The organism is Dinoroseobacter sp. S76 (assembly GCF_049801095.1).
Taxonomy (GTDB): domain Bacteria; phylum Pseudomonadota; class Alphaproteobacteria; order Rhodobacterales; family Rhodobacteraceae; genus Dinoroseobacter.
On the sequence record NZ_JBNAGH010000003.1, the window covers coordinates 160,195 to 184,467 of the forward strand.

29 protein-coding genes and 1 pseudogene are annotated in these 24,273 nt (G+C 64.0%); 17 read left to right on the top strand and 13 right to left on the bottom strand.

Annotated elements, in window-relative coordinates; genetic code table 11:
- Positions 1-5 precede the first annotated feature (5 nt).
- Positions 6-686, top strand: a complete 681-nt coding sequence (locus ACP153_RS10415) for a hypothetical protein (protein ID WP_424970925.1) — start codon at positions 6-8, stop codon at positions 684-686.
- A 3-nt stretch (positions 687-689) separates the two neighbouring features.
- Here ACP153_RS10415 and ACP153_RS10420 read toward each other — a convergent pair whose 3' ends face one another.
- Both ACP153_RS10420 and ACP153_RS10425 read right to left on the bottom strand, forming a co-directional pair.
- Complete coding sequence (locus ACP153_RS10420) at positions 690-1,010, bottom strand: antibiotic biosynthesis monooxygenase family protein (RefSeq protein ID WP_424970926.1); 321 nt, start codon at positions 1,008-1,010, stop codon at positions 690-692.
- Between the two features lie 52 nt (positions 1,011-1,062).
- The gene (locus ACP153_RS10425) at positions 1,063-1,470 is read right to left on the bottom strand and encodes a universal stress protein (RefSeq protein WP_424970927.1); all 408 of its coding nucleotides are present in this window, start codon (positions 1,468-1,470) and stop codon (positions 1,063-1,065) included.
- A 95-nt stretch (positions 1,471-1,565) separates the two neighbouring features.
- Here ACP153_RS10425 and ACP153_RS10430 point away from each other — a divergent pair, with 95 nt between their 5' ends.
- The gene (locus ACP153_RS10430; protein ID WP_424970928.1) at positions 1,566-2,072 is read left to right on the top strand and encodes a HugZ family protein; all 507 of its coding nucleotides are present in this window, start codon (positions 1,566-1,568) and stop codon (positions 2,070-2,072) included.
- 3 nt (positions 2,073-2,075) lie between these two features.
- On the opposite strand, the gene ACP153_RS10435 is transcribed toward ACP153_RS10430, so the two are convergent.
- From ACP153_RS10435 to ACP153_RS10445, 3 genes are all read right to left on the bottom strand, one after another.
- On the bottom strand, positions 2,076-2,552 hold the full coding sequence (locus ACP153_RS10435; protein ID WP_424970929.1) for a DUF427 domain-containing protein: 477 nt from the start codon (positions 2,550-2,552) through the stop codon (positions 2,076-2,078).
- An 80-nt stretch (positions 2,553-2,632) separates the two neighbouring features.
- A complete protein-coding gene (locus ACP153_RS10440) occupies positions 2,633-4,924 on the bottom strand; it encodes a glycosyl hydrolase family 28-related protein (protein WP_424970930.1) in 2,292 nt (763 codons plus the stop codon).
- 158 nt (positions 4,925-5,082) lie between these two features.
- On the bottom strand, positions 5,083-5,913 hold the full coding sequence (locus tag ACP153_RS10445; RefSeq protein ID WP_424970931.1) for a DMT family transporter: 831 nt from the start codon (positions 5,911-5,913) through the stop codon (positions 5,083-5,085).
- Positions 5,914-6,041: 128 nt separating this feature from the next.
- Here ACP153_RS10445 and dacB point away from each other — a divergent pair, with 128 nt between their 5' ends.
- Positions 6,042-7,550 carry a D-alanyl-D-alanine carboxypeptidase/D-alanyl-D-alanine endopeptidase gene (dacB, locus tag ACP153_RS10450; RefSeq protein ID WP_424970932.1) on the top strand — a complete coding sequence of 503 codons (1,509 nt, stop codon included), beginning with the start codon at positions 6,042-6,044 and terminating at the stop codon, positions 7,548-7,550.
- Here the strand turns inward: dacB and ACP153_RS10455 are convergent.
- On the bottom strand, positions 7,547-8,437 hold the full coding sequence (locus ACP153_RS10455; RefSeq protein WP_424970934.1) for a LysR substrate-binding domain-containing protein: 891 nt from the start codon (positions 8,435-8,437) through the stop codon (positions 7,547-7,549). The two genes, dacB and ACP153_RS10455, sit on opposite strands and share 4 nt — an antisense overlap.
- A gap of 111 nt (positions 8,438-8,548) precedes the next feature.
- Between ACP153_RS10455 and ACP153_RS10460 the strand changes: the two genes are divergently transcribed.
- Positions 8,549-9,436 (top strand): DMT family transporter, encoded by an 888-nt coding sequence (locus ACP153_RS10460; RefSeq protein WP_424970935.1) that lies wholly within the window; start codon positions 8,549-8,551, stop codon positions 9,434-9,436.
- Positions 9,437-9,704: 268 nt separating this feature from the next.
- On the top strand, positions 9,705-10,232 hold the full coding sequence (locus ACP153_RS10465; protein WP_424970936.1) for a dihydrofolate reductase family protein: 528 nt from the start codon (positions 9,705-9,707) through the stop codon (positions 10,230-10,232).
- Between the two features lie 54 nt (positions 10,233-10,286).
- Here the strand turns inward: ACP153_RS10465 and ACP153_RS10470 are convergent, their stop codons facing one another.
- A complete protein-coding gene (locus ACP153_RS10470) occupies positions 10,287-10,709 on the bottom strand; it encodes a DUF4864 domain-containing protein (protein WP_424970937.1) in 423 nt (140 codons plus the stop codon).
- A gap of 46 nt (positions 10,710-10,755) precedes the next feature.
- Positions 10,756-12,345 carry a lysine--tRNA ligase gene (locus ACP153_RS10475; protein WP_424970938.1) on the bottom strand — a complete coding sequence of 530 codons (1,590 nt, stop codon included), beginning with the start codon at positions 12,343-12,345 and terminating at the stop codon, positions 10,756-10,758.
- Positions 12,346-12,460: 115 nt separating this feature from the next.
- Here ACP153_RS10475 and ACP153_RS10480 point away from each other — a divergent pair, with 115 nt between their 5' ends.
- Both ACP153_RS10480 and ACP153_RS10485 read left to right on the top strand, forming a co-directional pair.
- Positions 12,461-12,883, top strand: coding sequence for a tellurite resistance TerB family protein (locus ACP153_RS10480; protein WP_424965945.1), 423 nt, complete (start codon positions 12,461-12,463; stop codon positions 12,881-12,883).
- A 106-nt stretch (positions 12,884-12,989) separates the two neighbouring features.
- Positions 12,990-13,178, top strand: coding sequence for a PLD nuclease N-terminal domain-containing protein (locus ACP153_RS10485; RefSeq protein ID WP_424970939.1), 189 nt, complete (start codon positions 12,990-12,992; stop codon positions 13,176-13,178).
- Positions 13,179-13,264: 86 nt separating this feature from the next.
- Here ACP153_RS10485 and ACP153_RS10490 read toward each other — a convergent pair whose 3' ends face one another.
- Positions 13,265-13,873, bottom strand: coding sequence for a nicotinate-nucleotide adenylyltransferase (locus tag ACP153_RS10490; RefSeq protein WP_424970940.1), 609 nt, complete (start codon positions 13,871-13,873; stop codon positions 13,265-13,267).
- A 98-nt stretch (positions 13,874-13,971) separates the two neighbouring features.
- Here ACP153_RS10490 and ACP153_RS10495 point away from each other — a divergent pair, with 98 nt between their 5' ends.
- Complete coding sequence (locus ACP153_RS10495) at positions 13,972-14,907, top strand: trypsin-like serine peptidase (protein ID WP_424970941.1); 936 nt, start codon at positions 13,972-13,974, stop codon at positions 14,905-14,907.
- A 110-nt stretch (positions 14,908-15,017) separates the two neighbouring features.
- On the top strand, positions 15,018-15,569 hold the full coding sequence (locus ACP153_RS10500) for a PEP-CTERM sorting domain-containing protein (protein WP_424970942.1): 552 nt from the start codon (positions 15,018-15,020) through the stop codon (positions 15,567-15,569).
- Positions 15,570-15,619: 50 nt separating this feature from the next.
- Here ACP153_RS10500 and ACP153_RS10505 read toward each other — a convergent pair whose 3' ends face one another.
- Positions 15,620-16,102, bottom strand: coding sequence for an MOSC domain-containing protein (locus ACP153_RS10505; RefSeq protein WP_424970943.1), 483 nt, complete (start codon positions 16,100-16,102; stop codon positions 15,620-15,622).
- 125 nt (positions 16,103-16,227) lie between these two features.
- Positions 16,228-17,460: a CapA family protein gene (locus ACP153_RS10510; RefSeq protein ID WP_424970944.1), complete on the bottom strand. Its 1,233-nt coding sequence runs from the start codon at positions 17,458-17,460 to the stop codon at positions 16,228-16,230.
- Positions 17,461-17,826: 366 nt separating this feature from the next.
- Here ACP153_RS10510 and ettA point away from each other — a divergent pair, with 366 nt between their 5' ends.
- Together ettA and ACP153_RS10520 are read left to right on the top strand one after the other, a co-directional pair.
- Complete coding sequence (gene ettA, locus ACP153_RS10515; protein ID WP_424970945.1) at positions 17,827-19,482, top strand: energy-dependent translational throttle protein EttA; 1,656 nt, start codon at positions 17,827-17,829, stop codon at positions 19,480-19,482.
- A 161-nt stretch (positions 19,483-19,643) separates the two neighbouring features.
- A complete protein-coding gene (locus ACP153_RS10520) occupies positions 19,644-20,195 on the top strand; it encodes a hypothetical protein (protein WP_424970946.1) in 552 nt (183 codons plus the stop codon).
- Between the two features lie 51 nt (positions 20,196-20,246).
- On the opposite strand, the pseudogene ACP153_RS10525 reads toward ACP153_RS10520, so the two are convergent.
- Positions 20,247-20,465, bottom strand: a pseudogene (locus tag ACP153_RS10525) (hypothetical protein); the annotation flags it as partial.
- Between the two features lie 56 nt (positions 20,466-20,521).
- Between ACP153_RS10525 and ACP153_RS10530 the strand changes: the two are divergent.
- Positions 20,522-20,788, top strand: a complete 267-nt coding sequence (locus ACP153_RS10530) for a hypothetical protein (RefSeq protein ID WP_424970947.1) — start codon at positions 20,522-20,524, stop codon at positions 20,786-20,788.
- 331 nt (positions 20,789-21,119) lie between these two features.
- Here ACP153_RS10530 and ACP153_RS10535 read toward each other — a convergent pair whose 3' ends face one another.
- On the bottom strand, positions 21,120-21,503 hold the full coding sequence (locus ACP153_RS10535) for a BrnA antitoxin family protein (RefSeq protein WP_424970948.1): 384 nt from the start codon (positions 21,501-21,503) through the stop codon (positions 21,120-21,122).
- A gap of 256 nt (positions 21,504-21,759) precedes the next feature.
- On the opposite strand from ACP153_RS10535, the gene ACP153_RS10540 reads away from it, so the two are divergent.
- The 5 genes from ACP153_RS10540 (at position 21,760) to ACP153_RS10560 (ending at position 24,262) form a co-directional block, all read left to right on the top strand.
- The gene (locus ACP153_RS10540) at positions 21,760-21,888 is read left to right on the top strand and encodes an entericidin A/B family lipoprotein (protein WP_424970949.1); all 129 of its coding nucleotides are present in this window, start codon (positions 21,760-21,762) and stop codon (positions 21,886-21,888) included.
- Between the two features lie 89 nt (positions 21,889-21,977).
- Positions 21,978-22,409 carry a hypothetical protein gene (locus tag ACP153_RS10545; protein ID WP_424970950.1) on the top strand — a complete coding sequence of 144 codons (432 nt, stop codon included), beginning with the start codon at positions 21,978-21,980 and terminating at the stop codon, positions 22,407-22,409.
- Between the two features lie 185 nt (positions 22,410-22,594).
- Complete coding sequence (locus tag ACP153_RS10550) at positions 22,595-22,801, top strand: cold-shock protein (RefSeq protein ID WP_424965932.1); 207 nt, start codon at positions 22,595-22,597, stop codon at positions 22,799-22,801.
- A gap of 78 nt (positions 22,802-22,879) precedes the next feature.
- Entirely contained in the window at positions 22,880-23,320 is a 441-nt protein-coding gene (locus ACP153_RS10555; RefSeq protein WP_424970951.1) for a TerB family tellurite resistance protein, read from the top strand.
- Between the two features lie 162 nt (positions 23,321-23,482).
- Positions 23,483-24,262, top strand: coding sequence for an ABC transporter ATP-binding protein (locus ACP153_RS10560; protein ID WP_424970952.1), 780 nt, complete (start codon positions 23,483-23,485; stop codon positions 24,260-24,262).
- Positions 24,263-24,273: the final 11 nt, after the last annotated feature.

Sequence of the window (24,273 nt, forward strand, 5' to 3'; positions counted from 1 at the left end):
AAGAGATGATCCGACCGCTCCTGCGCCTTCTCTCACGAACCGGTCCCGCCGTGCTCTGCACGTCTGCGGCCCTGGCTGGCCCGTGGCCGCAGGAAGACGGACGCCTCTTTGTCTCCGCCGCCCAAGAAACTGCGGGAGAAGAGGAGGACTGGGTCGCCACGCTCTATGCGGAATACGGTCTGACCGAGAACCTGACCCTGGGCTTTGACGGCAGTGCCACGGCCTTTGTCGCCGAAGGCTATGTCTTTGCCCGGTATCCGGTGTTCCAAAACGACGGCCCCAACCGGTTTGCCATTCTGGGCGGGGTTGGAGCGTCGGGCAATCTGGTGCGCCCGCCCCGCCCCCTCTGGGTGATCGGCGCCAGTTGGGGGCGCGGGCTGGAATATCCCTTCGGCAATGGCTGGGCGAATGTGGACGCGAGCGCGCGGTTTCGCCACGAAGAAAGCTTCGGCAGCCGGCGGTTGATCAAGGTGGATGCCACCATCGGCTGGCAGCGCGAGAACAAGCATCTCGCCTATCTGCAACTGCAGACGTCCCAGGAATACGATCAGGACCCGATCGCCAAGCTGGTGCCGACCTATGTCTGGCACTTCTCGGACCTGTTTCAGGTGGAAACGGCCGTCACCATCCCGATCCTCGGCGACGAGGACACCAAGTTCAAGCTGGGCTTCTGGTCGCGTTTCTGAGCGTCAGTCGAACACCGCCGCCACATCATAGAGCACCGGCTCGAAACTCCGGCAAAGCGCACTGATCTGGCGATTGCGCGCCCGCATCTCTTCTGTGCGCAGCATAGCCTGAAAATCCTCGCGCCGGACCCATTGGCTGTAATTGGCGATGCGCGTCTGGGCGTCATTCACATGCAGGCCTGCCGAGATGAAGCCCGGCTGTTTCGAGATGAAGCTGCCATAGGCGTCGGTCAGCGCTTCAAGCAGGTCCTGACAGGTGCCGGGCGTGACCTCGAAGGTGGTCACGACGGTTTGCAGGTCGGTGGTTTTGGAAATCTGTGGCATGGCGGGGTCTCCTCCCCCGCCATCCTAGCACAGAATCTCGCCGGGCCAGCCCCTAGCGGATCACATGCACCGAGCAGGGCGCATGGCGCACCACGCGGCCCGCGGTAGACCCCAGGAAAAAGTCCTGGATCCCCGGCTTGTGCGAGGTCAGCACGATGCAATCAATGCCCTGCGCAATCGCATAGTCGACGAGCGTGGCTCCGGAATGGCCGGTGACGACCTTGACCTTGATGTCATCGGGCATGCCCAGCTCTGCCGCCAGCGCGGTCTCGTATTCCTTGACCTGCGCCTTGCCATGATCATCGGGCAGATACTGCGTGGCATAGCTCGGCAAAGCCTCCAGCACGTAGAGCGCGGTGATTTCCGCCCCTTCGGCACAGAGCGCGCGCGCCAAGGCCAAGGCATCGCGCCCGGTTTCCGCATGATCCACATCGACCGCGACTAAAACGTTCTTGTACATGGGATCGCTCCTTGTCTCATCCTCTGGCTTTCGAGACTGTTTTACCAAAGCTGACTCGCTCGCACCTTGATTGAAATCATCATCCGGAGATGCCGATGGCCGACAAGATCAACCCGATCCGCCCCACCGATGACGACGCGCGGCGCCTCGCGCGGGGACTGATCGCCGAGGCGCGCTTCGGGGCGCTCGGCACCGTGGATCCCGAAACCGGGGGTCCCATGGTGACCCGGGTTGCCGTGGGGACGGCGCCGGATGGGCGTCCCCTGACCCTGATCTCCGAGCTCTCGCTGCACACCAAGGCGCTGAGCGCGGATCCCCGGTGCTCGCTTCTGCTGGGGGAGCCGGGACCAAAGGGAGACCCGCTCACCCATCCCCGCATCACGCTGCAGATGCGCGCTGGCTTTGTGAAAAACGGGACGCCCGCATATGCCGCTCTGCGTGAGCACTACTTGACCACCCACCCCAAGGCGCAGCTCTATATCGATTTCACGGATTTCCATTTCGCGCTCTTCGAGGTGCAGAGTGCCGCGCTTAATGGCGGGTTCGGCAAGGCCTTTGCCCTGACACCCACGGATCTGGGCCTCAACCTAGATCCGGACTGACCGCTACCAGCCTTGGGTGCCGGGGCCGCCCTTGACCGTCCCGCGCAGGTTCGGCGTCACCCAGCCGCCATAAAACGCGCCGGGTTGTTCGGTGACCAGCAGATCACCGACGAAACAGGCCTCCATCCGCTCCGGGTAGAAGGCGACATAGTCCTTGATCGCCGCGAACAGCGCAGTGGGCGCGGCATAGGCCCAGGCCGCCTTGTGGCTGACCATACCGTTGACGCCCACATCGAAGTACTGCGCTGTCCCCTTCCACTCGCAAAAGGAACGCCCGGGCGCAGGCTGCAGTACTCCGGGTCGGATGTCTTCTGGCGGAAAGTAATAGGTCGGCGCGTGGTGGGTCTCCAGCACCCGCTGCCCCGCCAGCGTCTCGGCGACCACCGTGCCCGACAGGATCACACGCAGCCGAACGCCCACCGGCTCAAGAGCAGGCGGGCGCGGGTAGTCCTGAACGTTCTCAACCGGAAGGACAGTCATGGAAACAATCGCGATGGGAGGGTGCCGACACCAGTCAAGGTACCAGACACCCCCCTTCGAAACCAGTCTCGAGGCGCGGATTAGACCGGACGGTCAGCGCGCACGGTCACATGGACGGTGCCCTTGCACTCTTCGGGCCAGTTGAGCCGCACCTGATCCTTGTCCGGGCCATGGTTGAAGTTCATGGTCGGCATCGCATAGACGAGCTGCCCCGACGCGGTGGAGATATTGCCCTCGGCAATCACCCCGGTGACAAAGCGCGCGCGCCCCTCGAAGGGGAGGTACCCGTCGGTAGAGAGCACCCATTGCCGCGCTTCGGTGTTTTGCTCCAGCGGCAGGGTCACCGGGTTCACCGTGATGCGGTCAATCGCGTTATAGGCATTGGCATCGAAGGTCACGTTGCGCGTCCGGCTCACATCCAGCGGCGCGATGGAACTGTCGACCCCGTCCACCCGTTCGATCGTCCCGTTGATCGACTTGAACACATTGTCCGAGACACTGAGACCCTGGATGAAATGCCCGGCCCCATAGGGCTTGATCTGGATGAACCGGAACCACGCGCCCGCATCATTCACGGTGAAGATGTTGCCGGTGATGGTCAGCCCACCAAAGGACAGCTCGACGCCGAAATCCGGCTCCGCATCATGCTCGTTGGTCCATTCCAGCGTGCTGTTGTCCAGATAGTTGCCCGTGAAGGTGGTCTTCACGTTGAGATTGGTCAGAACCACACCCGCCGTGCGCGGACCGTCCGAAGTGCCATCCCCCTGGAACCAATGGTTCCCGGTAAAGATATGACCCGCGCCATGAACGACCATGAAATGCTTGAACCGCACCGCGCGATTGTCGCGGATCTTGGCGTCATTGGCGTTGATATTGATCCCGATCGATGCGCGCTCGGACACGTCCAGATCGATCTCCGGCGACAGGAACTGACAACGATCCACATGCAGGTTCTGACAGCCCACCCCGTGAGAGGTGATGCCGCGATCCTTGGGCTTGGTGAAATCGCATTCCTCGACCGCGAATACATCCCCATCGGGGGCCAGCAGAATGCCCGAGGCCTGCTCGTTCAGGCGCAGGTCGATATTCTGCAAGGTGAACTTCGCCAGCCGCGAGAAGCCGCTGAAATCCAGCGCATACTGGAACTTGCGGAAGGTGAAGGTCTGGGTGCCCTCAGCATCATAGAGAGGCTGGCTCAGGGTCACGCGCCCGGCCCCCACATTGACCTCGCGCACATAGACCTCGCGGCCCACGCCATTGCCTTCAACAAGGCTGCCGGGGGCGATCTGCGCCACATTCACAACCCCGCTCAGCTCGAACGGGTTCGACGCGGCATAGGTCGCGCGAGACGTCGCCACAACCGTATCCCAGGCGGAACTGGCCGAGCAGTTGAACTGCCCGTTCCGGATCACGCGACGAATGGTGAAGGTGTCCTGATTACCCACAGCCGCATGAATATCGATCGGCTCGGTAAGCTCGATGGAGCGCCCGCAGAGGTCCAGCGCGTCATGATCCGAGAAGTTCAGATAGCACTGCACGGCCTTCTTGAAGGCCAGAACCTCGTCCCCAAACGCATCGTAATAGGCGTTCAGATCAAAGTTCCGCGTAAGCGAGAGACGCTTGTCATCGGGCATGGTGACCGTGCCCTCGAAGCGTGTCTCGGCGGTCATGGTCACATGGCTCTCAAGCCGGTAGATCCCCTCGGGCACCAGCACACGCCGACCATTGGCCGCCGCATCTGCCGCGCGGAAGGCATCCGCGTCATCTGTGACCCCGTCGCCGCGCGCGCCATAATCCTTCACATCGACCCAATCCATCATCTTGCGGAGATAGACCGTGGTCACATCCTCGATCCGGATGTCGTCAATGCGGATCAGACCACCATTCGGGCCGGTGAAATCCACTCCGAAATGGCCGTAGATCGGCGTCGTGCCCCAGACCAGATCCACGCCCCCACGGCTGCCGCTGCCCACGATGGCGCTGATCTCGAAGACCTGACCATAGGCATCGATCGGCACCAGCGGCCCCTCCTCGACGATCCCGCCAACGCTGGAGCCACCGGCCCCCCCGGCCCAGGAACCGATCCGCGCGTTCGGCAGCGCGCCCGACAGAACCTTCACCCGCGCGGTGACACGCAGATAGCAACCGGGCAGGATTGGCGTCTCCCCCTTGTAGCGCACCCGCGTCAGATCGTTGAGCTTCTGGATCTCGAGGCAACCGCCAAAATCCGCATCCGCGGGAACAAGCGCCGCGTTGGAAGCCCCCTCCCAAGTTGCCGTCGCCGGTGTGCCATTGCCCTGGGACCAGACCTCGAGCCCATCCGCGAATTGCGGCGGCATCAGGTCCAATCCATCCGTGATCGCCTTGTTCATCCGAACCCCTTTCACATGGCAGACAGGCGCAACCGCCCAGCGCGCCCACGCGCCGGGATCATCAGGGCTGTGCTCTGTCGGAAAATTGCGCCGGATGAGACCGGCATTGCGCGCAGATTACGGGGGCGGTGTTAACGAGTTCGAAACCCTGCGCGCGCTTACGCCCGGCGCAACACCAGAGAGCCGAAGCCAGCCGAGATCAACAATCCGAGACCCAGCAAGGCCACGCCATCGGGCAGATCTCCGAAGAAAATCCACCCAAGCGCCGTGGCCGCGATGAGCTGGAAATAGACAAAGGGGGCGAGCTGTCCGGCCTCTGCGCGCTGGAAGGCGACGACCAGCAGCAGATTGCCCAGCATTGATCCCCCGGCGCTCCAGATCACCAAACCCGCCACGGGCGCGGTGAACTCCGGGATCGTTGCAAGCCCCAGCGGGGCCAGCAGAAGCGCTGCGATCACCAGTTGCGACAGAAGCAGCGCGGGCGACGAGGCCACCCCCGCCACCCAGCGGCTCGCCACCAGAAAGAGCCCGTAGAACACGCCTGCCGCCACGGCGAAGGCAAGCCCGGGCGTCATGCCAAAACCAGGCTTGACCACCAAAAGCACTCCGAGAAACCCGAACAAAAGCAAGACAGTACGCGCCGCACTCAACCGCTCGCCGAGCAGGAAACCGGACAGGAAATAGGACAGGATCGGCCCCACAAAGAACGCGCCAAACACATTGGCCAAGGGCTCCGTCCGCAGGGCCGACAGGATACACGCCACCCCGCCCGCGATCAGCGCGCCGCGCAGCCAGATCTTCGGATTGCGGTAGAGCCGCAGGTCCAGCGAGCGGGCCAGAAACGGCAAGACCATGAGCGCGCCAAGCGCGAACCGGCTCCATCCGACAAAGAAGGGCGACACCCCGGAGGCCACCAGAATCTTCCCCGCCGTATCCCCGAACGGGATCAGGCTCATGGCCAGAAGCATGATGGCGACAGTGCGTGCCATGGGGGTCTCCGATCTCTCTGCGCGGGGGGGCGTCCGGCGTGAACCTGCCTTAGGACACAAAGAGTTAACGCCGACAAGCGGACGTCATGTCGCTTGCCCGAACGGTCCGGTTGCGCTTTAGTTGCGCCATGACCGGACCGCACACGTCCCTGACACGACGCGGCTTGCTCGGTGGCCTCCTCGCCGCCGGGAGCACGCTCGCGCATCCCGCTCTTGGCCTCACCACATCACCCTACCCGGCCGCGCGTCCCGCCGGGCTCTGGCGGCGGAACCTTGCCGAGCTGGGTACCCTTGTCAGGCAGGCCCGACTTGGCGGCGAGACCAGCCTGACCGTGATCGACCTCGAAACCGGCCAACCGCTCGAGGGTTATGCGAGCACCACCGCCCTGCCGCCTGCCAGCGTCGCCAAGGCCGCCACTGCGCTCTACGCCCTCCGGGTGCTCGGCCCGTCCCACCGCTTTGCCACCCGGCTCATGGCCGACGGCCCGATCAGTAACGGGCGGCTCGACGGCGATCTCTATCTGCTCGGCGGCGGCGATCCGGTGCTCGACACCGCCGCTTTGGGCGCGCTCGCCGCGCAGCTCAAGACTGCCGGGATCACCGAGGTCACGGGCCACCTCCGCGTGGTGGACAGCGCCCTACCCACCATCCGCACCATCGATCCGGGCCAGCCCGACCATCTGGGCTACAGCCCCGCGATCTCGGGCCTCAACCTCAACTTCAACCGGGTCTACTTTGAGTGGCGCCGCCTCGGCAGCGAATACGCCGTGACCATGGACGCCCGCGCCGGGGATCTGCGCCCTCAGGTCCGCGTCTCGTCCATGTCGGTGCAGCCCCGGGACGTCCCGATCTACACCTATGAGCAGCGCGGCAGCGAAGATCACTGGACCGTCGCCCGCGGCGCGCTCGGGGTCGAAGGCGGGCGCTGGCTCCCGGTGCGCAACCCCGCGGGCTACGCCGCCGACGTGTTCCAAACCCTTGCAGGGGCCCAGGGCCTCCGCCTCAAGCTCGGCCCGACCAGCGCTAGCTTGCCCGAAGGCGCCCAAACCCTCGCCGAGCATCTCAGCCCGCCCCTGACCGACATCGCCCGGGGAATGCTGAAATACTCCACCAACCTCACGGCAGAATGCCTGGGCCTCGCCACCTCGCGCAGCCTCGGCGCGCGCCCGGACAGCCTCGTGGCCTCAGGCGCGCAAATGTCCGCCTGGCACCGCGCGCAACTGCCCACCAGCTCCGAGCTGGGCTTTGTGGACCATTCGGGCCTGGGCGCGCGCTCCCGGATCTCCAGCGCGGATATGGCGATGCTCCTGGCCACCCATGGCAGCGCCCCGGCCCTTGCCCCACACCTGAAGACCTACCTGACCCGCGACAGCCAAGGAAAAACCCTCGCTGTCCAACCGGCCGATGTGGTCGCCAAGACCGGTACGCTGAACTTCGTCTCCGGCCTCTCGGGCTACATCACCCCGCCTGCGGGCCGCCCCCTGGCCTTCGCGATCTTCTCCGCCGATCTCGACCGCCGCGCGCGCCTGACCCGCGCCGAGCGCGAGCGCCCCGATGGCGGCCGCGCCTGGGCCCGCCGCGCCCGCAAGCTGCAAAACGATCTCGTCCTCCGCTGGAGCCGATTGGCCAGCAGCTAGGCGTCCAGCTCCCCCCGCAGCCACGCAACCAACTGCTCCGCCTTGGGATGGAGATGCCGCGCCGTCCCGCGAAACACCGACAGCTCCGCCGGCCGCGCCACCTCCGCCTCACAGGGCCGGATCAGCTTGCCCTCGGCGATCATCCCTTCCGTGGTCCGCCGCCAGCCCAGCGCCACGCCCTGCCCCGAGACCGCCGCCTGCAAGGCCAGCGGATAGCTGTCAAAGGCGGTCAGCTTCGGGCGTCCCGGCATCTCCGCCCCAACCCGGCTGAACCAATCCTGCCAATCCATCCAATCCTGCGGCGCCACCCGATGCGCCAGCAGCGGAAATGCCAACAGATCGCGCGGCGCAAGCGGCAGCGCCCGCCCCGCCACAAGCTCAGGCGCGCACACCGGAAAGATCTCGTCAGACGCCGTGAACATCAGCCGCGCCGAGCCCGAAGGCCGCCCCGTCGTCTGCATCGCCACATCAAAGGTCTCCTGGCTCTCGGTCAGGGGCACCAGACTGCTTACCACCCGCAACTCCGTACCCGGATGACGCTCATGGAACCGCGACAGCCGCGGCATCAGCCAGTAAAACGCCTCGCAAAGTTGGCAATGGAGCACCAGTTCCCCGCCCCGCCGCTGCCCCTGCAAGATCGCAAGCTCCTCGGTGATCTCCGACAGCGCCCCACTCACCACCCGGCCCAGACGGGTCCCGGCCTCGGTCAGGAACACCGCCCGGTTGCGCCGCTCAAACAGAGGCACCCCGATCTCCCGCTCCAGGGCGGCGATCTGCTTGCTGATGGCGGTCTGGGTCATGCCCAACTCCGCCGCCGCCAGCGAAAAGCTCTCATGGCGCGCAGCCGCCTCAAAGGGTCTCAGTCGGGTCAGGGGCGGCAGGGACATGCGCGATTATCCATTCCATTTACTCATGCAAATTGGATCAGAAGTCCTTTTTCATATGTGAAGATACATGATTTCAATGCCATACCCAATGAAATCCCGGAGTCAGAGACCTTGGCCCCCATCCAGCCCAGCTACCAGACACGGCGCGCCGTGCTCGCCATCATCCTCTCCGTTGCGGCCTTGTCGCTCGGCGATGCACTGATCAAAGGCTCGGGCCTCACCCTGCCCCTCTGGCAAACGCTGATCCTGCGCTCGGCCCTCGTGGTGCCGCTCCTTCTCTTTCTCGCCCTGCGACGGCGCGCGCGTCCCCTGTCGAACCTGTGCTGGGTCGCGCTGCGCAGCCTCCTTCTGGTCCTCATGTGGCTCAGCTACTACGCGGCCCTGCCCCTGATGCCGCTCTCCCTGGCCGCCGCCGCCATCTATACAGGCCCGCTCTTCATCGTCGCGCTCTCGATGCTCGTGGCGCGGCGCTGGCCTCCGGGGCGCGTGATCCTCGCGATTGTCGCAGGATTTGCCGGGGTCCTGTTGATCATCCGCCCTGATGCATCGGGCTTTGCCCTCGGCACGCTGCTGCCCGTGCTCGCAGCCGCGCTCTACGCCTGCGCCATGGTACTCACAGCCGCCAAATGCCGCGAGGACGACCCGATCGCCCTGGTCCTCTCCCTGAATGTGAGCTTCATTCTCTGCGGCCTGGCCCTTGGCCTCTTTGCCGGGCGCGACGGGTCATTCCTGCTGGGCCCCTGGCAAGCCCTGACGCCGCAGCTTCTGGGCACCGTCGCGGTCCTCTCGGTGCTGATCCTCATCGGTAGCCTCGGCGCCGCCATCGCCTATCAGAACGGCCCCCCGGCCACGGTTGCGGCCTTCGATTACAGCTATCTGATCTTCAGCCTCGCCTGGGGCGTGGTCTTCTTCGCCGAATGGCCGAGCCCGTTGGGCCTGATCGGCATCGGCATCATCCTCGGCGCAGGCCTGCTTGCTCTGCCACGGCGGCAAAGCTGAGCGCGCGGCTCTCCTCAGCCCGCTTCCCCGAGGGGGGGTGTCGCCCCCTTGTTGCTCCGTGACACAGATCGACTGCGCACCCCCTCATAGGCGAAGAACCGAGCCCCCCAAGCACCCTTCTGCGCACTCGCCCAATCCAGCGCACGCCTCTGGACCGGGACGCCGTGATGACCTAAAACAAACGCATCCAAGGAGTGCCCTGCCAATGACCAAGTAAATCCCCGCGACACCGCCCAAGCGGCATTTGGATTTACTGCAGGAGTGCATCATGCAACCCATCATCTATGATGTGGCCGTCTCTCTGGACGGCTTTATTTCCGGTCCCGATGGGGACATTTCCCGGTTCGCGCAGACCGGACCCGTTGTCGAGGATTACGCGGCCCGGCTGGCGGGCTACGGCACCGCGATCATGGGGCGAAAGACCTATGAGTTTGGCTATGCCTATGGGCTGGCGGCCGGTCAGAATCCCTATCCGACTATGGAAACCCTCGTCTTCTCGCGCAGCCTGCGCGTCCCGGAGGGCAGCGCGATTTCCGTGATTGCAGAGGATTGGACCGCGCGTCTACGTGCCCTGAAGGCCCGTGCCACGAAACCGATCTATCTCTGCGGCGGTGGGGCGTTTGCGGGCTGGGCGCTGGATCAGGGCCTGATCGACCGTGTGATCCTGAAGCGCGCGCCCTGCTGCTACGGCGGCGGCGTGGCGCTCTTTGGCGCAACGCAACCGCGCGGTTTCAAGCGACTGAGCAGCAAGAGCTATGACAATGGCTACCTGCTGGAGAGCTTCGGTCTCGACTGACCAAACCAGCCGCTCGCCTGACGCAGTTCAGGCGGGCAGCCTCCCCGCCGGAGATCAGGCCCCGACCCCCGGCATACGCAGCAATTGCACCCCGTTGATCCGCCAATCGCCGCCATTGCGCACCATCTGATACTCCAGCAGGTGCAAACCACCCTGCCCGTCGCGGATCATCACCTTCTGGTAGAGCAGCCCACCCCGATCCTCGAGCTCGAGATACTGCACCTCCGCCGGGCGCCAGACCATCGGGTAGCCATTGCGCACCATCATCCCAAAGCGCTCGGAATTGCCGAACATGCCCTGAATGTTGGGCGAGGCATAGGTGAAGGCCTGAGCGAAATCATCCACGCGGAACGCGTCGATCTGGCTCTGGATCGTGTCGGTGATCCCCGCGCGCTCCTGAGCCGCGGCGGGCGCGCCACCGGCCAGAAACAGAGCAAGGACAACAGGGGCCAACAGGCCGGCAAGGATAGGTCGCATTGGGTCTCTCCCGGGGTCTGATCCCCGGGAAATCTAGCCCCCGGCCTTACGCGGTCAATTCCCCGGCCAGCGCCGCCTCGATCAGCGCCACGGTCTCGTCCACACCGTAAAGCGCAATGAACCCGCCAAAACGCGGCCCCTGGGACGCGCCCAGCAGCACCTCGTAAAGCGCCGTGAACCAGCCCCGCAGCGGATCGAACCGCTCGCGCCCGCAGGCGAAAACCTCCGATTGCAACGCCTCCGCATCAAGCCCACCCTCCCAGGCCTTGAGCCGGTCGCGCAGATCCTCCAGCGCCTCGCGCTCCAGATCCGTGGGGGCGCGATAGGATTTCGTGGGCTTCACGAAGTCATTGTAATAGCGCACCGCAAACCCCGCCGCCGCATCCAGATCCGGATGGGTCTCCGCCGAGGCCTCCGGCGCATAGCGCTGGATGAAGCCCCAGAGCGTGCCCTTATCCTCCGCCGAGGCCACGCTGGCGAGGTTCAAGAGCATCGCAAACGGCACATCGAGGTTCGAGGCCGGCACATCCGCGCCGTGGATATGGAACACCGGATTGTTCAGCTGAGCCTTGGGCTCCTGCCCCGGATAGCCGCGCAGCTGCTGGTGGTATTCATCCACCGCCTTCGGGATCACGTCGAAATAGAGCCGCTTGGCGGTCTTCGGCTTCTGGTACATGAAATACTGCAGGCTCTCGGGGGCGGCATAGGTCAGCCATTCCTCCATGGAGAGACCATTGCCCTTGGATTTCGAGATCTTCTGCCCCTGCTCGTCATTGAAGAGCTCATAAGACAAGCTCTCCGGCGGACGCTTGCCCAGCGCACGACAGATCTTGCTCGATTGCGTGACGCTGTCGATCAGGTCCTTGCCCGACATCTCGTAATCCACGCCAAGGGCGGCCCAGCGCATGGCCCAATCGGGCTTCCACTGCATCTTGACGTTGCCGCCCGTGACCGGGATCTCGACGCGCTCGCCATCGGGTTCCTCATAGACGATCGTGCCCTTGGCCACGTTCCGCTCCAGCGTCGGCACCTGCAGCACATGGCCGGTCTTGGGCGAGACCGGCAGGAAGCAGGAATAGGTCGCCTGACGATCCGCGCCCAGCGTGGGCAGCATGATCTTCTGGATATCGTCGAACCGCTCCAGCGCCGTCAGCAGCATCTCGTCGAACTTGCCCGAGGTGTAATACTCGGTCGCACTGGCAAACTCATATTCGAAGCCAAACCCGTCGAGAAACTCGCACAGCCGCGCATTGTTGTGCTGCGCGAACCCGGCATGGGTGCCGAACGGATCCCGCACCTTGGTCAGCGGCAGGTTCAGGTCCTGCGCCAGCTCCTCCTGCATGGGCACATTGCCGGGCACCTTGCGGAACCCGTCCATGTCATCCGAGAAACAGATCAGCTTTGTGGGGATGTCCGACAGCACCTCGAAGGCCCGGCGCACCATGGTCGTGCGCGCCACCTCGCCAAAGGTGCCGATATGGGGCAGACCGCTCGGCCCGTAGCCTGTCTGGAACAGCACATACCCCTTCTCCGGCGCGCCCTTGGCATAGCGTTTGAGCAGCCGCCGCGCCTCTTCGAACGGCCAGGCCTTGGAGGACATGGCAAGATCGCGGGTGTCAGAAGAAGAAGCGGACATGGGGTCAGGGTTCCTTGCTTGGCGGGCATTCCGGCGCCCGCATCCGCGCTGCCTATTGCGGGCAGGGCCTCGGGTCAATATCTAGCCCTTACGCACTGCGAAAGGACCCAGACAGATGACCGCGAACCCGCTTCTCAGCCCGCAAGACGCCCTTGTCGCGCTCATGGTCGCCGCTTCCGCCTCCAATGAGGATATCCAGACCTCGGAGCTTGTGAAGATCACCCAGATCATCAACCACCTGCCGATCTTCGCGGCTTTTGACGCGGATCGCACGCCCGTGCTGACCCGGCTGGTCTTTGACCTCTTCGAGGAGGAGGATGGCCTCGACGCGCTCTTTGGCCTTCTGCGCGATGCTCTGCCTGCGGAGCTGAACGAGACCGCTTATGCACTGGCCTGTGACGTGGCCGCCGCCGATGGGCAGCTGGACGAGCCCGAGCTGCGCTTTCTCGAGGAAATCCGCTTCGAGCTGAATATCGACCGGCTGAGCGCCGCCGCGATCGAGCGTGGGGCCAGCGCCCGGCACCGGACCCTCGACTGACACCGGGCCGCACGCGCCGACGCACGCAAACGCCAAAGACGGAACGAAATCCGACCTCGCTGGTTGATGCTTCAGAAAATGAAGCAAAGCAGCAAAGGAATGGACCATGGAATATGGCCTGATCGGACTTCTGATTTTGATCGCGGATATCTACGCGATCTACCGCGTGCTCACGAGCGCTGCCTCCACCGTTGAAAAGGTGATCTGGACCCTCGTCATCGTGCTTCTGCCGGTGCTTGGTTTCATCGCCTGGCTGGTCGCAGGGCCCAAGGGATCCGCATCCGCCCGGGTCTGACCCGTCGCCCCAAGGCCCCAGGCTTCCCGGAAAACGCCGCGCATGGTCGCGGCGTTTTTTTCTTTGTGGGCGTGGACCGGGTCGGCTCAGGGCCGCGACGCCCAATCGCCCGCGGCCCGGATCGCGGAGGAGGAGCTGTGATCCATCGGGATCGTCGCAAAGGCCCAGGCGGGCGTCTCGGACCGTCCCAGCCCATGCATCTGATCCCCGCGCAGCCGCGCATGGGCAAAGCATCGCGCCGCGGGCGAGTTGAGCGCCGCCATGCGCTGCCCGGGCCGCGCCAGCACGCCCACGGGCACCTGCGCAAAGATCGCCCGCCAGGTCTCCCACTGGTGAAACTGCGCCAGATTATCCGCGCCCATCAGCCAGACAAAGCGCAGCGCAGGCATCCGCGTCCGCAAGGCGGCCAGGGTCTCGGCGGTGTAGCGTGTGCCCAGATCCGCCTCGAGATCCGTGATCCGGACCGCAGGGTGATCCATCACACCCCGCGCCCGCGCCATACGCGCCTCCAGCGCCGCGGGAGCATCGGGCTTGAGAGGGTTGCCCGGGCTCACCAGCCACCAGACCTGATCCAGACCGAACCGCCGCAAGGCTTCGCGGGTGATATGTGCATGGCCCGCATGGGCCGGATCGAAGGATCCGCCCAGCAATCCCACGACCTGCCCCTGCCCGGCCCAGGGCTGTCCTGACCGCATCCGGCTCTCCTTTTGCCTCCGGCCTGTTAGCGGCCCGATCCCGGGGAAGTCAAATCAAGTGTCTGGACCGCACCGCAGGACAGCCTAAACTCGTCCCCATGAGATGGATAAGATCGGCTCTTGTCAGTGGCTTCATCGCCCTCGTCCTGAGCGCGCCCGCCATGGCCCAGGTCCAGAACGACCGCAACACGGCCCTGCGCAACGCGGTGGTCTCGCTGGGCCGTTGCACTGGCACGCTGATCACCCCGCGGGTGATCCTGACGGCCGCCCATTGCATCCCCGCCGCCCTGCGCGAAGAGCCTCCCGATGACCGGGCCCAGGATCGCTGTCTCGCCCTGCCCAACCAGCACTCGCTCGCGCAGTCGCCCCATGAGGACCCGTTCGAGTGGACCGCGTTCGAGGCCCGCGCCGCGCCCATGGCCCGCTTTGGCGCCGACAGCAAGGCGCGCCGGATCTCCATGCGCGCCGACGCCTATAGCCTGCCCCGTTGTGCTGACATGGCGCTTCTGCGCCTGGCCCATGACGTACCCGAGGCCGTGGCCCGCCCGATCCCCGTGCTCGTGCTCGCGCCCCACCGCCAGGTGCCGCCCCCCTGGCGCGACATGACCCTACGCCATGCGGGCTGGGGCACCCCCAAGGGCGTCTCGTTGAAGGGCTCCGTACGCCAGACCGGGCCCGTGCGCGGGTTCAGCAAAACCCGCTGCAACCTCGTCGCCCTCCCGCCCGTGCGCCCCAATGGCGAGCGGATCCTCACCGGCGATAGCGGCAGCCCCCTTCTGGCCAAAATCGACGGCCCGAACGGCCCCGAGGAACACGTGATCGCTGTGCTCTTTGCCAGCGGGATCCCCGACCGCGCTGCCTGCGGAGCGCAAAACCTGCGCGTCCCGCGCCGCCACGGCACCTACACGCCCACATGGCGCAAACGGGTGCCCATGACCGACTCCACGGATCTCGGCCTCTGGATCTCCCACCACGCGCCCAGCGCCGTGCGGATCTGGCCGGAACTGACCCGCCTGACGGAGCTCTCGGAGTAGCGCCAAAGCCCATCTGCAGCCGCTGACCGCCCCCCCAAACCCCCGCCGACTTGCTCAAATGACAATTTTGTGCAACTTTTAAGCGTTTTAACGAGTAATAGGAGACCCCGGTGAAACACCTAATTTTCGCTTTAACAGCCTGCCTGCTCTTGGCCGCAACGGCCGCATCGGCCGCCACCCGCCAACTCGAATTCACAGCTGGCCCCCTCGATAAGGACGGATCGACCCTGCCCTTCGGCCTCTCCCTCGGAGAGACTGTCACCGGCTCATTGACCTTTGACGATTCCGGGTTTTCCGGCGCGGGCGTCTACGATCTTCAGCCGATCGTGCAGTCCCTGAGCCTGACCACAGGCACGAAAACCTGGGACCTGGCGGACATGGACCCGAATGGGCAGCTTGACCGCATTCAAATCAACGATGCCAATCAAGTGCTCCAGTTCGGGTTCAATCTCGAAAGCACGGATGGCGAGCTCCGCTTATCTACAAACAACACCTTCGCTGTCGTAGGATCCTTGAGCTCCCAGTTCCTCTTCTGCAACGATTGCGTCCGCTTCGAAGAGGTCGCGACCACGGTCGTCCCCTTGCCCGCAAGCCTGCCCCTGGGCCTTCTGGCACTCGGCGGGCTCGGCTGGGTAACCCGCCGGCGCACGGGCGCCGCCTGACCTGCGCGCAAGCCGCAACACAGACCGGGCGCGAGGCGCAAGCCTCCGCCCTATCCCGGCACGGGCAACAGATCGACCGGATCCCCGATGGCGATCCGCCCTGCCACCAGCACCTCGGCCACCATGCCCCCATGGCCGCGCACCGCCGCGTAGCCGCCATGGCCAAAGGCCTCCTCCATTCGCGAGCAGGGCGCGCAGATCCCCTTGATCCGCAGCACCGCCGAGACCCCGATCCGCACCTCCCGATCCCTGAGCGAGAGCAGATTGAGACCCGAGACCACAAGGTTCCGGCGCAGGATCTCCGGCGGCACAGCCCCGCGCCCGAGATAGGCGCCGATCGCGGGCAGATGCTCCGCCTGGATCAAACTCACCGCGCGCTTTCCCGGTTTCGCGCGATCCCCGACAAGCCCCGCGGTCGTTACCTCGACCGCCTCGACCACCGCCATCTCGGCCCGCCGCGCCGGGCGCAGACCGATCCAGTCGAGCCGCCCTGCCTGCGCAGACCGCGCCATCATTTCGCGAAGCTCAGACATGCCCGCCTCCCCTCATGCTCTGGCACCCTGGACCGCTGGACCCCCGACCTGCAACATGGGCGCATCCCAACCGGGATGCAGCGGCCCAACCCTGCGGGCACGGCGCCCTTCATAACCGATGAACATCACCGCCCGACACTCGCCGAACACCTCTCGACCTTCTGAAAGACCTGCCCGTCAACCGCATAGGCCCGCGCGCGCACCGGAACGATCTCAAGATCCGTGATCCTGGCCCGCTCCGCCGTCTTTTCCACGGAGACCTGCAGAACAAGAGAGCGCGCAATGGCTTCATGCCCGAACCCCCAGAGCAGGCTGCCGAGCGAATAGGCGATCGGAACGGTACGATCCCCCTCCCGTGTCCGGTAGAGCTCGACCGGCTGCGCCACATGGGGGTGGTGGCACATGATCAGATCGGCGCCGAACTCGGCCAGGTCCTGCGCCGCCTCCTGCTGCGCGCGCCGCGGAAACATCTCGAACTCGTAGCCCCAATGGATGATCGCCACGATCAGATCACAGCCGGATTGCCTGGCCTCAGTGATTTGCTGCTTGAGCAAGCCCGTATCCGGCGCTTCGTGCTTGGAGGACAGGTTTGCGACCAGCACCTCCCGCGCACTGTTTTCAGGCAGGGAATGCCCGTTGGTCCCAAACGTACAAGATGCAAATCCGATCGTTATGCCGTTCCGCTCCAGCGTCTTGACGCGCACCGGATCCGCCCGCGCCTCATGGATCCCAACCTGCTGAATACCGCGCGCCTCAAGGACAGACAGCGTCGTCTCCACCCCTTCGGCGCCCATATCCAGGATGTGATTGTTGGCGAGATTCAACAGGTCGAACTGCCGCCCGCCAAAGCGGGTCAGCGCATCGAACTGCGCCTCGGAGGCACATTCCGTTGGTGGTCCGGCATCCCCGATCACCTCGTCCACCAAAGGCTGCGTTGTGACGGGCGACTCGTAATTGGCGATGGTGATATCGCTGGCGGACAGCAGGTCCGCGACCTCGGCATAGACCTCATCCGGCACCACATCGGCCCGGTGGCATCTCAGGATATCGCCGACAAAACTCAGAGCAACGGTTTGGGCTTCATCGGAACCGGCGGGGGATATCTGCGCCTGACCGGCCGTTATGAAGTCGGAAGTCTGCAACTCCGCCTCTGGCAGCCGAACGAGGTTCTTGCTCTTATGAACCCAGTAGAGGTTATCCAGGACGCCCATTTGCGTGATGTCGCTGGCGGATCCCTGTCTCGGGGTTTTCCAGAGCCCCAGCCGCTCCACCGCCCAAAGCAAAACAGGCACGACCGGCTTCAGCAGAGGGTTTGAAAACCGCAGCACCTCATAGGGCGTGTTCGGGATCAGCGACATATTGGCGTTTCTTCCTCACCCGGTTGATAAGGGCGGCTCTCGCGACCCCAGTTGCTCCGCATCACAGCATAGCGCCCGCCCGAGCGAAACACAGACGCGATCCCAAAGCCAGCGCATCGACAGCGCCCCCGGATCGACGCCGCGCGGCGACAGGAGGGGGCCAGCCGCGCGCGGGACCGGCCCCGTCCCCTTTTCGGGTATTCGCGGCTATGCGCATGTCGGCAAAGATACCGATCCGCGATGGAGACGCCCGGGCGGAAACGCAGCCGCATCCCCAGCAGGCGCGCTGCCATCACCCTCCATTGCCCCGCCCGCCGAGACTGGATAGAACCCGGGAAAACCGGAACCTTCAGGGCGGAGTGACCCATGGCAGCCTATCAATACGTCTACCACATGGATGGCGTCTCCAAGACCTATCCCGGCGGCAAGAAATGCTTCGAGAACATCCGTTTGTCCTTCCTGCCGGGGGTCAAGATCGGCGTCGTGGGCGTCAATGGCGCGGGTAAATCGACCCTGATGAAGATCATGGCCGGGCTCGACAAGGATTTCTCCGGCGAGGCCTGGGCAGCCGAAGGCGCCAAGGTCGGCTACCTGCCTCAGGAGCCGCAGCTCGACGAGAGCCTCACGGTCCGCGAGAACGTCATGCTCGGCGTGGCCGAGAAGAAGGCCATCCTCGACCGCTATAACGAGCTGGCCATGAACTACTCCGACGAGACCGCCGAGGAGATGGCCACGCTCCAGGACGAGATCGACGCCCAGAACCTCTGGGATCTCGACGCCCAGATCGACGTCTCCATGGAAGCCCTGCGCTGCCCTCCCGACGAGGCCATGCCCGAGAACCTGTCGGGCGGGGAACGCCGCCGCGTCGCGCTCTGCAAGCTCCTGCTCGAAGCGCCCGACATGCTGCTGCTGGACGAACCGACCAACCACCTCGACGCGGAAACCATCGCCTGGCTGCAAAAGCACCTGATCGACTACAAGGGCACCATCCTGATCGTCACCCACGACCGCTACTTCCTCGACGACATCACCGGCTGGATCCTCGAGCTCGACCGCGGCCGCGGCATCCCCTACGAGGGCAACTACTCCGCCTGGCTCGAACAGAAGGCCAAACGCCTCGAACGCGAAGCCAAGGAAGACAAGTCCCGCCAGAAAACCCTCGAGCGCGAGCTCGAATGGATCCGCGCCGGCGCCAAGGCCCGCCAGGCCAAGCAGAAAGCCCGGATCAACGCCTATGAAGAACTCGCCGGCCAGTCCGAGCGCGAGAAACTCAGCCGCGCCCAGATCATCATCCCCAACGGCCCCCGCCTCGGCCAGAAGGTGATCGAGATCGACGGCCTCTCCAAGGCCTATGGCGACAAGCTCCTGATCGAGGACCTCTCCTTCTCCCTCCCCCCCGGCGGCATCGTCGGCGTGATCGGCCCGAACGGCGCGGGCAAATCCACCCTCTTCCGCATGCTCACCGGCCAGGAAGAGCCCGATGGCGGCAGCCTCAGCTATGGTGACACGGTCGAGCTCTCCTATGTCGACCAGTCCCGCGACGCGCTCGACGCCGGCAAAACCGTCTGGGAGGAGATCTCCGATGGCGGTGAGATCATCCAGCTCGGCGACGCCCAGATGAACTCCCGCGCCTATTGCTCGGCCTTCAACTTCAAAGGCGGCGACCAGCAGAAAAAGGTCGGCCTCCTGTCGGGCGGCGAACGCAACCGCGTCCACATGGCGAAACTGCTGAAATCCGGCGGCAACGTGCTGCTCCTCGACGAGCCCACCAACGACCTCGACGTCGAAACCCTCCGCGCCCTCGAAGACGCGCTTGAGGATTTCGCCGGCTGCGCCGTGATCATCAGCCACGACCGCTTCTTCCTCGACCGCCTCTGCACGCATATCCTCGCCTTCGAAGGCGACGCCCATGTGGAATGGTTCGAGGGCAACTTCGAGGCCTATGAAGAGGACAAGGCCCGCAGACTTGGGCCGGATGCTTTGGAGCCCAAGCGAGTGAAGTATAAGAAGTTCACCCGTTAGGGGGAGCGTGTCGTAGGTCCGCTTAAGTGCGAGATGTAAGCGGCCTTGCGAGGCGGAACCATTTGCGGCGACGAACCGCAGTGCTTTGATTTGTTTAGATCGAAATACGTGCGCTATAATTAGCGCACAAGTTCAAGAGCAATGATCCGGGACTGAATGATATGAAGCTGTCACCGAAGGCTATCGATGTTTGGCGCGCCGGAGCAAATTGGCTCAGCTGGAAACCGGATTTTGAGTGTGGATCTGAGAACGAACTTCCCGTACTGCTAGACGAAAGCAGATTTAGGAAATTCTGGAAAGAGTATAGTGTCTTACAAGGCGAAGAATCTTTAGCCAGAGAAAGAATTAGAGTTCATCTTGCCGGCTTCAAATCACAAAGCGATCCAGAAAAATACGCAGAGGACCTCAAAGAAGCTTTGAAACTACAAAAGAAGCATATGTCTTTCATTTCTAAACTTTCTGCATTTCGCGATCCTGAAAATTATATTGCTAGTGATTCTTTTAACCGAGAAGCATTGAAGCGCTTGGGCGTTCGTAAATGGAGCACTTACGAAGCTCTGTTGGATTTCGCACAGCGAGAAGCGCAAGGTGACATGTTGAGTGACCTACTTGAGCGAACACTCCCTGCAGAAAAGCCTTTCTCCGCTGGTTTCGAAAAAGCGTTCAGACTTCGAGTAGTTGACTGCTTTTTGATGCGAACCGGCGGGCGATAGGGGCAGCTAGTTAGCTTAATTCATAAGCTCGTCCCCTCGCTAGCGTTAAAGCTAACCACGCCCGCGCAGAGCGCGGGCAGCGCCCGACCCGCCCCCCAGGGCGGGCGCTTCGCTTCCCACCCTCGGGCCGGGCGCTGGCATAGGTTCGACCGTGCTACATGTGACATTCGCTTCCCTGGGGCTCCGCCCGTTCAAACCCCATACCGCCATCTGGATTTGTTTCGCGACCGTAGCAAAACCCAAATCTGGCCTGTTTTCTGCAAACCACTGGCAAAGGGCGTCATCGCGACGGTACCATCAAGCCAAGGCCACGAAGGAAACCCAACATGCGCAAAGAAGACATCCTGAAACACGTGCAGTATCTCCAAAACGCAGGAATGCCAGAGAAATACCTTGATGTTATTCACCACTTGGACGAACCGGAAACCTATAGCAACTCCCTCCGATACTTCGCCTCTGGAGGCGAGGTGGAAAAAGGTGGAACAAACGAACGCTACGCATCCCGGTTGGAGTATTTGGTCGACGGCCATAAAAAGGGGCGCACCGATTGGCAGACGATGGCGAAGAGAGCACGCGAGAAGTGGCGGGTATAGGGCTAACCTCAGTCGCATAACTCGCCGCCCCCACACGACACGAACGCAGCACCAAAAACCATCAGGCCTGCCCAGCTGACCCCGCCCCGACCCCGCCCCACGCGGCAGGATCACGTGAAACGTAGGGTTCGGACTGCGCTCCGCGCGTTCGCGCCTCAAACCGTCCCCCGGACGGTTTGCCGCTATGCGGACCGGCCCTCACCCCCGCGCGTGCGGACCTCGGAGCCTCCACTGGACGTTCCGCCAGCGATGGTGGACCGGCATGCGCTCCGCGCGTTCGCAGCTCAAAAGGTCCCCCGGACCTTTTGTCGGCCTTTGGCCGAACCGCTGCTCACTCCCCCGGCAACCTGACCCCGAGGGTTTCCTTGCGGCTGCGCGCAAAGCGTTCCTGTTTATAGACCTCCGCGATCCGCATCTGGGCATAGGTCGCCAGCAGCCGGTTGATCCGCGTCTGATATCCCGGGCCCATGGCGCGAAAGAACTGCGCGACGCTCGTATCGAGCCGCAGGGTGATCTTCTCCTTCTTCTCGTAGACCGGCACATCCGCTTCGAGCGTGTGCCACGCCTCCGGCACCAGCCGCTGGATCTCGCCGATCCAGTCATCATCCCGCGACAGACCATAGAGCGACAGGGTCAGCCGTTCCCGCGCGAGGCGCTGGGTCCGGGTTTCGCCCTTGGCATCGTGCCAGAGCGGATGGGGCGGCAGGTTGGGCATGGCGCGGGCTCCGGGCGGGGTGCGGGGGAAAGTCTGCAGCCGTCAAACTCGCCCAGATTGGTTAACACCTTCTGAGACCACCGCGCGCCCGTGCCCGACACTTGCCCGACACATGTCCGACAGGGGGCAGACGCCCCGCCGACAGGGGGTCAGACCCTTCGGGCACCCCTCTGCGCTGTGATGCGCGACGGCCAGCCCTTGCCCCTCCTGCAAAACCACGCCTAAATGTCCGCAACACCAACTCGGAGAAGAATCCATGAAGATCAAACCCTTCCTCGCCATCCTCCTCGCCGCGCCCTTCCTTCTGGCCGCCTGCAACACCGTCGAAGGCGTCGGCGAAGACCTCTCCGACGCAGGCGACGCCATCGCCGAAGCGGCCCAATAAACCTCACATCCACGTCACCGCAGCGACACAAACGGGCGCGGGCCGAGTGCCCGCCCCATATGGGGTCCATCACCAGGAAGGACCCTGATATGCCTCGACTTTCTCCTGTTCTGATCGGCGCGACCCTCGCCGTGGCGGCGCTGGCGCTCGCCAATCAAACCGGTCTGCCCCGCACGCTCGGGGCGCATCCCTTCTGGGCTACGCAGGTTCTCTGGATCGGCGCGCCGATCGGCCTCCTGCTAGCCCTCCTCGCCACCCTGCGCGGCCATGGCAGGCTTGGCCTGCTCGGCGGGATCGCCCTCTCCGCCGCGGCCTATGGCACTGCCACCTACGGACGGATCGCGTTCGCAGCCTCATATGCAGAGGACGCGCTTGCAGGGCAGCTTTGGTATTTCGGCTGGATCGCTTTGGCCACCGGTGCCGCGCTCGCCCTCGCCAGCCTCCCCGCGCAGATCTATTCCCGCCAGATCCAAACAACACACCGTCCCATTTCCAAAACCCGGGAAACTGCCCAAAAATAGGCCGCTGAAATGGCGGAATGCGCAGGAATTCACCTTGCCTTTTGTTCGGGACGGCCACACATGTCATGAGCGAACGAGGCGCACTCGACCCACTGTCTCCACTACCGGCTTCAGTTTCGACCTGCACGATCTGACGCCGAGGCTGCCGCAGATCCGCGGGCAGCGATCTTTAAGGAGACAAGCGGATGGCCACTGGCACCGTGAAATGGTTCAACGAAACGAAGGGCTACGGCTTTATCGCACCCGATGGGGCGAGCAAGGATGTGTTCGTGCATATCTCTGCGGTCGAGCGCGCCGGTCTGACCGGCCTGAAGGACAACCAGAAGGTGACCTTCGACATCGAAGCTGGCCGCGACGGCCGGGAGAGCGCAACGAACCTCGCTCTGGCGTAAGCCACCCCCCCAAGAGTTCCGGGCGCGCAGCGATGTCGCGCCCTTTTCTCCCAGCTTGCCCGGGTTTATATGCCTTGCATGTTTGCTGATCTGCTCAAACGTCTGACGACGCCCGCCGCCGACCCTTTTCCGGAACCGGATGCGCAACTGGCCATGGCCGCGCTGCTGGTACGGATCGCACGCTCGGATGGCGACTACGCCGAAGCAGAGATCGCGCGGATCGACAAGATCCTGGCCACCCGCCACAATCTGTCCCCGTTTGAGGCCGCCAAGATGCGCGGCGATGCCGAGGCGCTGGAGGCGCAGGCCCCCGACACGGTGCGCTTCACGCGCGCGATCAAGGATGGCGTGGTCTATGAGGAGCGGATCGAGGTGATCGAGGCGCTCTGGGGCGTGGTGCTGGCCGATGGCGTGCGCGACCCGGAAGAGAACTCTCTCCTGCGTCTGACGGCGAACCTGCTCGGCGTGAATGACCGGGACAGCGCTCTGGCCCGGCAACGGGTCGAGGCCCGCGGTTAGGCCGCCCCAGCATCGGCCAATCCCCGGCCCTGGACGAGATTTTGCCCGCGAAGACGGCATTCGCACCAAAATACATCGCTTTCCTATACGTCAGCGCTTTCGCCTGCTTGCATTCCGCCGCGTTCTTCGCCCTACTTTTGCAAATTGTATGAGAGGCGCGGCGTGACAGACACAACAGCCCCCGTGATCGAGATCCGGAACCTTCACAAGGCCTATGGCGCACTCGAAGTGCTCAAGGGCGTCAGTATCCGGGCGGAACGGGGGGATGTGGTATCACTGATCGGGTCCTCAGGCTCGGGCAAATCGACCTTGCTGCGCTGCTGCAACCTTCTGGAACATAGCCAACAGGGCGATATCCACTTTTGCGGGGAGCCGGTCAGCTGGGCTGGCACGGGCGGTGCGCGCCAGCCGGCGGACAAGAAACAGGTGATCCGCATCCGCACGAACCTGTCGATGGTGTTCCAGCAGTTCAACCTCTGGTCCCATATGACCATCCTGCAAAACGTGATGGAGGCGCCTGTGACCGTGCTCGGTCAGGACCCGGGCGAGGTCGAGGCCCGCGCGCGCATGCTGCTGGACAAGGTCGGGATCGGTGACAAATGCGAGGTCTATCCCGCACAGCTCTCCGGCGGCCAACAACAGCGCGCGGCGATTGCCCGGGGGCTGGCGATGGAGCCCAAGGCGCTCTTGTTCGATGAACCGACCTCGGCGCTGGATCCGGAGCTGGAACAGGAAGTCGTCAAGGTCATCAAAGATCTGGCCGTCGAGGGTCGGACCATGCTCATCGTGACCCATGACATGCGGCTCGCTGCGGATGTCTCGGATCATGTGGTGTTCCTGCACCAAGGTCTGATCGAGGAAGAGGGCCCGCCCGATGCCCTCTTCGGCGCGCCGAAATCCGCGCGGCTCAAGCAGTTCTTGAGCGCGACGGTCCCACACTAACCAACCTATAA